Origin of the sequence: Sphingobium xenophagum NBRC 107872 (assembly GCF_000367345.1) — a bacterium.
Classification (GTDB): domain Bacteria; phylum Pseudomonadota; class Alphaproteobacteria; order Sphingomonadales; family Sphingomonadaceae; genus Sphingobium; species Sphingobium xenophagum.
Genome location: NZ_BARE01000035.1, coordinates 22,462 through 33,152 on the forward strand (window position 1 = coordinate 22,462; position 10,691 = coordinate 33,152).

A 10,691-nucleotide genomic window follows, 5' to 3' on the forward strand; every position below is an offset into this window, starting at 1 on the left:
GCCATAAGGGGGCAGAAGTGCAGATGACCATCAGGCAGATCTATGCCGCGATGAGCGGTTGCGCGTTGCTGTCTGCCTGCGCGAGCGTCGAGCAGGCACCGCGCGGTGACGAGGCCTATGCGATCATTCCGCCAGCGCCCGCCATCGGCGCGGATTATCGCCTGTCCCCCGACGATGTGCTGCGCATTCAGGTCTATCATGAGCCGGACCTGTCGCTGGAGGATGCGCAGGTGAGCGCGGATGGCATGGTGCGGATGCCGCTGATCGGGGATGTGCCGGTTGCCGGCCTGTCATCCGGCGACGCGGCGGACCTGATCGCCGATCGGCTTGGCCAGCGCTATCTGGTGTCGCCGCAAGTCACCATATTCGTGAAGAAGGCGGTCGGCCGCCGCATCACGGTGGACGGGGAAGTGCGGGAGCCGGGCCTGTTTCCGGTCGACGGGCGTCTGACGCTAAGCCAGGCGGTGACGCTGGCCAAGGGCCCGACCCGGCTCGCCAGCCTCTCGCAAATCATTGTCGTGCGGCAGATTGACGGGGAACGGCAGGCCGCGATGTTCGATCTTGCCGCTATTCGCCGGGGCAAGGCGGCCGATCCCGAAATCCTGCCCGGCGATATGATCATTGTCGGCCTGTCGCGGGCGAAGGCGATATTGGGCGGCACCTTGCTGGCCGCGCCGGCGCTGGCCGCCGGGTTCATTGCCCTGGACGGGAAGAATTGATGAGCGGACCGGACACCATCGCGTCTGACGGGATCGTGCTGGGCGAGGGCCGCGCCGCCCGTTTCGCGGCCGCCACCCGCCACGGCTGGGCCGTGCTGCGCCGCCATCGCGTCATCCTGTTCGTCACTATGGCGTTGTGCCTGCTGGCGGGCGCGCTGATCATCCTGATGTCCACCCCGGACTATCGTGCCACGGCATCGGTCGAGGTGCAGGACGTGCCCGCGGGCGCCGCTGGGTCAAATGCGCAGGCCGCGACCCATGGTGCGCCGGGCGACATTGAATCGCTGATGCAGACCGAACTGGAAGTGCTGCGCAGTCGGGCGCTGGCCGAAGAGGTCGCGCGCGATCTGGCGCTGGTCGGCACCCCTACATTTTTTGCGGGCATGGACCGCAAGCGCCCGACCGAAGGCGCAGGCAGCCTGACCCAGCGGCAGGTCGAACAGGATATGGTCGTGCGCCTGCTTCGCGACAATCTGGAGGTCGATCTGCCCGGCAAGTCGCGCGTTCTGCGCATCAGCTTCGTTAGTGCGGACCCGGTCCTGTCCGCGCGCGTCGCCAACAGCTATGCCGACAGCCTGATCCGTGCGGACCTGAAGCGCGGCTTTGAATCGGGCGTGCAGGCGCGCCGCTTCCTGCTGGGCGAACTGGACGGGGCACGCAAGGATCTGGCGCGGGCGGAGCGCGATCTGGCGGTCTATGCCGCGCGCACCAGCGGGGTGAGCGATGATGGCGATGATAGGCAGAGCCCGCCGCAAGGCACGATCGCCGCGCGTCTCGCCCAGTTAAACGCCTATCGCGCGCAGGCGCTGGCGGATCGGATCGCGGCGCAGAAGCGGTGGGAGGGCGCACGTCGCGCCAGTCCCGAAACGCTGCCCGAAGTGTTGGGCAATGGCGCGATGCAGAGCCTGATGACGAGCCGTGCCGAAGCGCGCGCCGCCATTGTCGAGGAACGGCAGTTCCGCAAGGATGCCCATCCCGACATGCGCGAGGCGCGCGCCCGTCTGGCGGCGCTGGACGATCAGGCGGAGGCGATGGCCAACACCATTCGCGCGTCGCTGCGCGAACAATATGAGGTTGCGGTGCATGGCGAAACCCAGATTGCGGCGGAAATCGCCGATCTGGAGCGGCAGGCGCAGGCCGAACGCGGGCGCGACGTGCAGACGGGCATATTGGAACGATCGGTCGATACCTACCGGATGCTGCATGACAGCCTGCTCCAGCGCTATCGCGACATGGCGTCGCAGGCGGGTTTTCAGGCCGGTCGCATCCAGCCGCTCGATCGCGCAGCCGTGCCGACCCGGCCCTTTTCACCGCGCATCGGCATGACATTGCTGCTGGCGTCGCTGGGCGGGATGGCATTGGGCCTGCTGCTGGTCGCGGCGCGGCATATGTTCGATGATGCTGTAACGTCCGCCGATACGCTGACCGAACGGGTCGGTCTGCCGCTGCTGGGGTCAGTGCCGGTGACGGGCGACGCCCCGCAGCCGGTCGATATTTTTACGCCGCTTGCGTCATCGCTGCTGCTGGCGTCGGCGGACGGCCTGCCGCGCTCGATCCTTGTCACCAGCGCGCAGGAGGGGGAGGGCAAGTCGCTGACCCTGCATGCGCTGGCTCTGGCCTTGGCGGGCCTGGGCAAACGGGTGCTGGTGGTGGATGGCGACATGCGCCGCCCGGTCCAGCACAGCCTGTTCCGCCTGCCCGCCGGTCGCGGCATCAGCGCGTTGCTGACCGGGCAGGCCAGCGCCGAAGAGGTTATCGTGGAAACCGGCACGTCTGGCGTGGCGCTGCTCCCCTGTGGCGCGGTGCCGCCCAATCCGGCCGAACTGCTGGCGACCCCGGCATTCGAAGCGCTGCTACTGGCCGTGCGCGACAGTTATGACACGGTGCTGATAGACGCCCCGCCGATCCTGGGCGGGACCGATACGCTGCTGCTGGCGGGCAGGGTGCAGGCCAGCCTGCTCGTTGTCGAATGGGGGCGTAATCATCATGGTGGCCTGCGCGCCGCCGTGGACCGCTTGCGCCGGGCAGGCGGCACGATCATCGGCGCGATCCTGACCAAGCAGCAGGGGCGGGCAATGGAATATGATTATCACCGCGGCGGGTGAGGGAAATGCAAATATCCGTTCGAAACGAACGGAGGCTGTGTTAAATCGCCATCAGGCCCGCGCCATCAGCCCTTCGACCAGGCCGTCGAACAGGCGCTTGCCATCGGTCGCGCCATGGGCAGCCTCGATCACCCGTTCGGGGTGCGGCATCATGCCCAGCACATTGCCCCTGTCGTTCAATATGCCCGCAATGTTGCGCGCCGAACCGTTGACATTCTCCGCATAGCGCAGCGCGACCCGGCCTTCGCCTTCCAGCCGGTCGAGCGTCGCGTCGTCGGCGAAATAATTGCCGTCATGATGCGCGACCGGATAGGAAATCGTCTCGCCCGCTGCGTAGCGGCTGGTGAAGGCACTCTGCGCATTGTCCACGGTCAGCGCGACGTCGCGACACACGAAATGCCCACCGGCATTGCGCAGCAGTGCGCCGGGCAGTAGGCCGCTTTCGGTCAGCACCTGAAAGCCGTTGCAGATGCCCAGCACGAACACGCCGCGATCGGCCGCCTGCGCCACCGCCTGCATCACCGGCGACCGCGCCGCCATGGCGCCGGACCGCAGATAGTCGCCATAGGAAAAGCCGCCCGGCACGCCGATCAGGTCGATGTCGTCGGGCAGTTCGGTATCGCGGTGCCACACCATGACTGGCTTCGCACCGGCCGCAGCCTCGAACGCCACCGCCAGGTCGCGGTCGCAATTGCTGCCCGGAAAGACGATGACGGCGCTCTTCATGGCTCAGGCGACCTTTTCGATGCGGTAGTTTTCAATCACCGTATTGGCGAGCAGCTTGCGGCACATGCCGTCAATATCCTCGTCACTGGTGCCATCGGCCAGGTCCAGTTCGATCAACTTGCCCGCGCGCACGTCATTGACGCCGTCAAAGCCCAGGCCTTCCAGCGCATGGTGGATCGCCCGGCCCTGCGGATCGAGGACACCGCCCTTGAGGGTGACGAAAATGCGGGCTTTCATGAGCGGCGAACTCCTTGAGACGGACAGGGCCGAACCGTGCGGTCCGGGGGATCGACTTTGCCGCTCCCCTAGTCCCGGTGTGGCGGGGTGGCAAGCCATTATGCTTTTGTTAGCATCTCATCCGATACTGTCATTGCGCAGAAATCCGGGGGGAGCATTGGGCATGTCCGGGGTGGCGCTGGCGATGTTTGTCGGGCTGTTCGCTTGGGGGCAACAGATTGTGGGCTATGACGACCCGCATGGAAAGGTGCAGCTTGCCCTGCTCGCGACCTTCAGCCTGGGCCTGACGATCGGCTATCGCGCCAGTCGCTGAGCGTCTTTTTCAATGCCAATTGCCTGTCCCTTGCGCTAGGCGAGCGCTATGGACCCCGATTATCTCTATTACGCCTGCGCCTTCATCGCCGTGGCCATATCGGGCCTCGCCAAAGGCGGCTTTGCCGGGGTCGGCGCGCTGGCCATGCCGATCATGGCGCTGGGCGTGGACCCGGTACGCGGCGCGGCCATAATGCTGCCCATCCTGATCGTGCAGGACGCCGTCAGCGTCTGGGCATTCCGGAAAAGCTGGGACGGCCATATCTTGCGGGTGATGCTGCCCGGCGCGGCGGTCGGCGTGACGATTGGCTATATGTTTGCCGCGCAAGTGGATGAAAGCACGGTTCTGGGTGCGCTGGGCGTGATTTCGATAGTGTTCGGGCTACAACGGCTATGGGTCGAGCGGGGCGGGGCGATCGTGTTGCCGTCCACATCGCCCGATTGGGTGGGCATGCTGCTGGGCGTCGCCAGCGGCTTTTCCAGCCAGATCGCCCATGCCGGTTCGCCCCCATTCCAGATGTGGGTGCTGCCCAGGCGCCTGCCGCGCGACGTGCTGGTCGGAACCACGGCGGTCGCCTTCGCGGTCATGAACTGGATGAAGGTGCCCGCCTATGCCGCGCTGGGGCAATTCACGCGCGGCAATCTGACGGCGACCGCCATGCTGCTGCCGGTCGCGATCGTTGCGACGCTGGCGGGTGTCGCGCTGGTGCGGCGGGTGGATGCCGCCCGCTTCTACACGCTGATCTACGTGCTGATGGTGCTGCTGGGCATCAAGCTGGTCGCCGATGCGTTGATGGCGTGACCCATAACCGTCATACCGGACTTGATCCGGCATCCAGGGCGGCTTTGCGCCAACTCTGGATCCTGACTTGCGTCAGGATGACGGCGGATCGAAGGACTTATTCCTTCTCGCGCTTCTTGCGATGCGTGTCGAGGTCCAGCACCGTGGTGTCCAGCCCTTCGGGCAGCAGGCCCAGGCGGCGCGCCACTTCCTGATAGGCTTCCACTTCGCCGCCCAGATCGCGGCGGAAACGGTCCTTGTCCAGCTTCTCGTTGGTCGCAGCGTCCCACAGGCGGCAGCCATCGGGGCTGATCTCGTCGGCCAGGATGATGCGGCTGTAATCGCCGTCATAGAGACGACCGAACTCCAGCTTGAAGTCGATGAGGCGAATGCCGATCCCGGCGAACAGGCCGCACATGAAGTCGTTGATGCGGATCGCCATGTCGGCAATGTCGTGCATCTCTTCCTGCGTCGCCCAGCCAAAGCAGGCGATATGCTCTTCGGAAATCAGCGGGTCGCCCAGCGCGTCATCCTTGTAGCAATATTCGATCAGCGTGCGGGGCAGTTGCGTGCCTTCCTCGATCCCCAGCTTCTTGCTGAGCGATCCGGCGGCGACGTTGCGCACGACCACTTCGATCGGCACGATCTCCACCTGACGCACCAGCTGCTCACGCATGTTGAGGCGGCGGATGAAGTGGGTCGGTACGCCGATCTGGCCGAGCAGCGTGAAGATATGCTCGGAAATCCGGTTGTTGAGCACGCCCTTGCCGGAAATCGTGCCCTTCTTCTGCGCGTTGAAGGCGGTTGCGTCATCCTTGAAATATTGGATGATCGTGCCCGGTTCCGGGCCTTCATAAAGGATCTTTGCCTTGCCTTCGTAAATCTGGCGGCGACGGGCCATGCGCGTTCCTGTCTGGTCAAAAATACTGCGCCCCGACAATCGCGAATCGAGAAGGATCAGCGGGTGCCGGGGCTGCTTGGGCCTCGCCCATAGAACAAAGCGGGCGGGGGTGCAATTGGCGCGGCTTTTACAGCACGTCGCCGAACATCGCCCATAGCAACGCCATCCACGCCACCATACCGATCGCGCCGATGATGACGCCTGATCGGGCGCGCAAGGTTGCGGCCAAACCGCGCGGCTCATCATCATCATCGATCATGCGCCGTTGTTAGCTGTCCGCAGCCTCCGGCTCAACCCGCGCCGTATCGCGATCCACCGCCATCAGCCGCCCGGTAAAGCATTGCCGCCACCAGCTGATGTCCTGCTTTTCAACGCTATCCATCATGGCGCGCCAGCGACGCTTGCGTTCATCCAGCGGCATGGCGAGCGCGCGCAGGATGGCGTCGGACATTTCTTCCGGGCTGTAGGGATTGATCAGCAGCGCGTCCTTGAGCTGCATGGCGGCACCGGCAAAACGCGACAGGATCAGAACGCCCGGATCCTCCGGGTCTTGCGCCGCGACATATTCCTTGGCGACCAGGTTCATGCCATCGCGCAGCGGCGTGACCAGCCCGATCCTGGCGCTGCGATAAATGCCGGCGAGCTTGTCGCGCGGATAACCCTGATTGACGTAGCGGATGGGCGTCCAGTCCACATCGCTATATTCGCCATTGATCCGCCCGGCGAGGGAATCTAGCGCGGCACGTATCTGCTGATAGCTTTCCACTTCGCCGCGCGAAGGCGGCGCGATCTGGGTCAGCAAAACCTTGCGATGCTGGTCGGGATGGTCCTTCAGAAAGCGGGCATAGCCGTTGAACCGTTCCTCCAGCCCCTTGCTGTAGTCCAGCCGATCGACGCCGACGATCATCGAGCGGTCCTGAAGCGAGGCGCGTATCTGCCGGAGCATGTTCTGCGCAACCTCGCTTTCGGCTGCTTCGGCAAATTCCTTCGCGTTGATCCCGATCGGGCAAGCGACCGCCTGGATCGTCCGGTCGCCAACGGTGATGAAATCGCCGTTCACCGTGCCACCCATCTCCCGCTCGGCATAATGGCGGAAGGATTCGAGCCATTCTTCGGTATGGAACCCCACGACATCATAGGCGAACAAGGTGCTGACCAGCTTGCTGTGATGGGGCAGCGACACGAGCAGGCGCGTGGGTGGCCAGGGGATGTGGAGGAAAAAGCCGATCTTGTTGCGGTGGCCGCGGTCACGCAGCATCTGGCCCAGCGGGATCATGTGATAATCATGAACCCAGATGACGTCCTCCGGCTCGATCAGCGGCGCGGTGGTATCGGCAAAGCGCTGGTTGACCCGGTTATAGCCGCCCTCGAAATCGCGGGCATATTCGGCCAGATCAATGCGGAAGTGGAAGAGCGGCCACAGCGTTTTGTTGGCGTACCCGTTATAATATTCGTCGACATCCTGTTCTTCCAGGTCGATCGTCGCGGTCTTGACCCCGTCATCCTCGTAAAAGCCGATATGGCCGGTGAAATTATCGGTAATTTCGCCCGACCAGCCGATCCATGTCCCCCGGCTTTCCCGCAATGCCTGCGCCAGCGCGACCGCAAGTCCGCCCTGATTGCCCGACTTGTTGGGTCGGGACACGCGGTTGGAAATGACAATCAGGCGACTCATCGCATCACGCTCCAGGGTTTGCTCAACAAGACGGCGCAGTTGATGATGCCGACGAGCGAATAGGTTTGAGGATAATTGCCCCACAATTCCCCGGTCACAGGATCAATATCCTCGGACAACAATCCTGCGGCGGTGCGTCGGCTCAGCATCTCTTCGAAAAGGGTGCGGGCTTCTTCCGTGCGGCCGGTGCGATGCAGCGCTTCGATCAGCCAGAAGGTGCAGACGTTGAACGCGGTCACCGGCTCGCCGAAATCATCGGGCGCGCTGTAGCGCAGCATGTCGTTACCACGCCGCAAATCCGCCTCCAGCGCGGCCAATGTGCCGGTGAACATGGGATCATCCGCGCTCAGGAAACGCAGGTCGAGCAGTTGCAGCAGCGATGCGTCGCGCGAATCATCCTCGAAATTCGCCGATATGGCCTGGCTGTCCTCTCGCCACGCCGCATCGATGATGCGCGCCTTCATAGTGTCGGCGCGGTTCTGCCAGTGCGCCGCGCGCAGGGGCAGGTCCAGCGCCAGCGCGGCATGGGCCAGCCGGTCGCACGCCGCCCAGCACATCACTGCACTATAGCTGTGGACATGGGTGCGATTGCGCAGTTCCCACAAACCCGCATCCGGCTTGTCATAGACGCTCCAGGCTCGCTCGCCCACGGCCTCCAGCGCCTCGAAATCGGCATGGCCCGCCATGCGCAGCAACCGCCAGTCGATAAAGCCCTGCACCGACGACAGGACGATCTGGCCATAGGCGTCATGCTGGATCTGGCTGTAGGCGGCATTGCCGACCCGCACCGGGCCCATGCCGCGATAGCCGGGCAGTTCGTCCGCCTCCCACTCGGTCAGCGTGGCGTTGCCGCGCACGTCGTAAAGCGGCTGGATATGCCCGCCCTTTGCGCCATCGACGATGTTGCGCAGATAGACCAGATAGGTTTCCAGCACATCCAGAGCGCCCAGCCGGTTGAGTGCTTCGACGGTATAATAGGCGTCGCGCACCCAGCAGTAGCGATAGTCCCAGTTGCGACCCGAATCGGCATGTTCGGGGATGCTGGTCGTCAGCGCCGCGACGATCGCGCCGGTTTCTTCATGCTGGCACAGTTTGAGCGTGATAGCGGACCGGATGACTGCTTCCTGCCATTCCGCCGGGATGGCGAGGCCGCGCACCCACAGGCGCCATTCCTCCACCGTGTCGTCCAGCATCCGCTGGAGCGCCGGGCGCAAGGCGTCCGAAAATCCTTCGTCAGGCCCCATGAAGAAATGGGCGTCCTGCTCCAGCCGGAACCAGCTTTCCTGCGCGATCAGGCCGATCGGCGCGTCGGTCGACACCCGCATCGCCATATAGGACAGGACCATGCGGATATGGTTGGAGCCGTAATTGATCGGCACCTTTTCCGCATTCCAGGCCGTCGTCGGGCGCAGGCGCACTCTTATGCGCGGCGATCCCGCCACCGGACGCGCGATCCGGGCGAAGGCGACCGGGCGATACATCCGGCCCTTATGCTTGTGGCGGGGGCAGAAATCGAAAATTTCGATGACGTTGCCCTGCGTGTCGCTCTGCCGCGTAACCAGAACGGGGGTGTTGCGCAGATAATATTGCTCCACCGCAACGCAATTTTCCAGCTCGATCGCCCAGAAACCGATCGCGGCGTCATCATCCCAATCAGCATCGTCGAGCAGCGCGGAAAAGACCGGATCGCCGTCGACCCTGGGAACGCAGGCCCATACCATGCGACCGGCCCGATCGATCAGCGCCGATGCCTGGCAATTGCCAATCGGCCAGAGGTCCAAATTGCGGGCGTTGCCGCCCAATATTGGGTGAGTATTGCTGTTTATCGCACTGCCCCTCATGCTTTTTGGCAAATCGAGGGGGCACGGATCATGCGAGCCGTGCAACCCCCTCTCGCAGATAATGCCTGACGGCGGCAACCTGTTCCAAATTATATGCCGCTCGCGTTTTTCGCGAGGGTCCGACCAATATGCCAACCCCGCCCAGTTCGGTGGCGGCGGCAAAGCCTTCCTCGTCCGTCACGTCGTCGCCGATAAAGACCGGCACACCGCCCGCCATTGGCCCTTGCGCCATCAGTGCATGGACCGCGCTGCCCTTGTCCGCGCCACCGGGCCGCAATTCATAGAGCATCTTGCCCTGCTGAAGCGCCAGACCGTCCTGATCGGCCCATTGGCGCGCCAGCGCATGCGCGGCATCCTGCCAGACGGGGGCACCGCGATAGTGCAGCCCGACGCTGATCGATTTGCGTTCGACCAGCACGCCGGGCTTGTCGGCGGCAAAGGCGTTGAAGGCGGCTTCGGCATCATCGATTGCCGCGAGGCGCGCTGGCGCGGCGACGGCGCCGCCGGGGCGGGCAAATTCCAGCCCATGGGTGCCAGCCAGCAGGAAGTCGGCAAAGCCAAGGGTGCGCAGCGTTTCGATCGACCGCCCGCTCACGATCGCCAGCCGCCCGTCCAGCCTTTCCCGCAGTGCCAGGAGCAAGTCCACCAGTCCATCATCCACAATCACCCCGTCGGGGGTGTCGGTAATGGGCGTGAGCGTCCCGTCAAAATCCAGGAACAGCGCCGCGTCGGTCAACAAGGCGGGCGGGGGCGGGGGGAGGGGATGATCTGACACGGGCGCAAAGTGGCGCTTTACCGCCAATTCGCAACCCCTGTTGTGTAGCCCCTTGTCGTTTTTACGCGCCGCACCGGCTGTCGTCGGACCAGGGGGCCGACCAATGGATTGAATGCAGCACGCGAAATGCCTGCATGATCCGTGCAATCAGCCGGTCGATCCCGGCGCTGGCTTCGCGATGATGGTCCGTCCACAATCGGGCGTCATACTGGTCGCGCATGGTCGCGATCCTTTCGATTGAAATGGTGCATGTGTGCGAAGCGACCAATGCGCCTGTTCCGTAACGACATCCAACAAAAGCATGGACAGTGATAATAAGCTCCCCTTATGGAAAGCCATGTCCGCCTTGCCTCCGCTCTCCGCCGTTCGGGTGTTCGAAGCCGCTGCCCGGCTCGAAAATTTCACCGCCGCCGCGCAGGAACTGGGCATGACCCAGGCGGCGGTCAGCTATCAGGTCAAGTTGCTGGAGGACCGGCTGGGGCTGAGCCTGTTCCAGCGCGCTGGCCGCCGGGTGCTTCTTACCGACAAGGGACGGGAAATCGCGCCGGTCATCATCCGCGCTTTCGACCAGATGCGGCAGGGCTTTGCCGCTCTGGCGCAGGATCATTCGATGGTCGGC

13 protein-coding genes are annotated in these 10,691 nt (G+C 64.1%); 5 read left to right on the forward strand and 8 right to left on the reverse strand.

Going from position 1 to position 10,691, the window contains the following annotated elements; all coding sequences use genetic code 11:
* Nucleotides 1–23: 23 nt before the first annotated feature.
* Nucleotides 24–719: a polysaccharide biosynthesis/export family protein gene (locus SX1_RS15420; protein WP_019053718.1), complete on the forward strand. Its 696-nt coding sequence runs from the start codon at nt 24–26 to the stop codon at nt 717–719.
* Nucleotides 719–2,824 carry a GumC family protein gene (locus tag SX1_RS15425; RefSeq protein ID WP_019053719.1) on the forward strand — a complete coding sequence of 702 codons (2,106 nt, stop codon included), beginning with the start codon at nt 719–721 and terminating at the stop codon, nt 2,822–2,824. Before SX1_RS15420 ends, SX1_RS15425 begins: the two co-directional genes overlap by 1 nt.
* 51 nt (nt 2,825–2,875) lie before the next feature.
* Here the strand turns inward: SX1_RS15425 and purQ are convergent, their stop codons facing one another.
* Together purQ and purS are read right to left on the reverse strand one after the other, a co-directional pair.
* A complete protein-coding gene (purQ, locus tag SX1_RS15430; protein WP_019053720.1) occupies nt 2,876–3,550 on the reverse strand; it encodes a phosphoribosylformylglycinamidine synthase subunit PurQ in 675 nt (224 codons plus the stop codon).
* A gap of 3 nt (nt 3,551–3,553) precedes the next feature.
* Nucleotides 3,554–3,787, reverse strand: a complete 234-nt coding sequence (gene purS / locus SX1_RS15435) for a phosphoribosylformylglycinamidine synthase subunit PurS (RefSeq protein ID WP_017182327.1) — start codon at nt 3,785–3,787, stop codon at nt 3,554–3,556.
* A 163-nt stretch (nt 3,788–3,950) separates the two neighbouring features.
* On the opposite strand from purS, the gene SX1_RS24545 reads away from it, so the two are divergent.
* Both SX1_RS24545 and SX1_RS15445 read left to right on the forward strand, forming a co-directional pair.
* Nucleotides 3,951–4,100 (forward strand): hypothetical protein, encoded by a 150-nt coding sequence (locus tag SX1_RS24545; RefSeq protein ID WP_019053721.1) that lies wholly within the window; start codon nt 3,951–3,953, stop codon nt 4,098–4,100.
* Nucleotides 4,101–4,148: 48 nt separating this feature from the next.
* Nucleotides 4,149–4,901, forward strand: a complete 753-nt coding sequence (locus SX1_RS15445; RefSeq protein WP_019053722.1) for a sulfite exporter TauE/SafE family protein — start codon at nt 4,149–4,151, stop codon at nt 4,899–4,901.
* A gap of 97 nt (nt 4,902–4,998) precedes the next feature.
* Here SX1_RS15445 and purC read toward each other — a convergent pair whose 3' ends face one another.
* The 6 genes from purC to SX1_RS24550 all read right to left on the reverse strand — a co-directional run bounded on the left by purC (nt 4,999) and on the right by SX1_RS24550 (nt 10,292).
* Entirely contained in the window at nt 4,999–5,781 is a 783-nt protein-coding gene (gene purC / locus SX1_RS15450; protein ID WP_017182324.1) for a phosphoribosylaminoimidazolesuccinocarboxamide synthase, read from the reverse strand.
* Nucleotides 5,782–5,908: 127 nt separating this feature from the next.
* Nucleotides 5,909–6,040 (reverse strand): hypothetical protein, encoded by a 132-nt coding sequence (locus tag SX1_RS24860; protein WP_017182323.1) that lies wholly within the window; start codon nt 6,038–6,040, stop codon nt 5,909–5,911.
* A gap of 9 nt (nt 6,041–6,049) precedes the next feature.
* Nucleotides 6,050–7,456, reverse strand: a complete 1,407-nt coding sequence (gene otsA / locus SX1_RS15460; RefSeq protein WP_019053723.1) for an alpha,alpha-trehalose-phosphate synthase (UDP-forming) — start codon at nt 7,454–7,456, stop codon at nt 6,050–6,052.
* Nucleotides 7,453–9,297, reverse strand: a complete 1,845-nt coding sequence (locus SX1_RS15465; RefSeq protein ID WP_254908053.1) for a glycoside hydrolase family 15 protein — start codon at nt 9,295–9,297, stop codon at nt 7,453–7,455. Before SX1_RS15465 ends, otsA begins: the two co-directional genes overlap by 4 nt.
* A gap of 28 nt (nt 9,298–9,325) precedes the next feature.
* On the reverse strand, nt 9,326–10,036 hold the full coding sequence (gene otsB / locus SX1_RS15470) for a trehalose-phosphatase (protein WP_019053724.1): 711 nt from the start codon (nt 10,034–10,036) through the stop codon (nt 9,326–9,328).
* Nucleotides 10,037–10,133: 97 nt separating this feature from the next.
* A complete protein-coding gene (locus tag SX1_RS24550; RefSeq protein WP_019053725.1) occupies nt 10,134–10,292 on the reverse strand; it encodes a hypothetical protein in 159 nt (52 codons plus the stop codon).
* 117 nt (nt 10,293–10,409) lie between these two features.
* Here SX1_RS24550 and SX1_RS15480 point away from each other — a divergent pair.
* On the forward strand, nt 10,410–10,691 hold a 282-nt coding region (locus SX1_RS15480), incomplete at its 3' end, for a LysR family transcriptional regulator (RefSeq protein ID WP_026149812.1).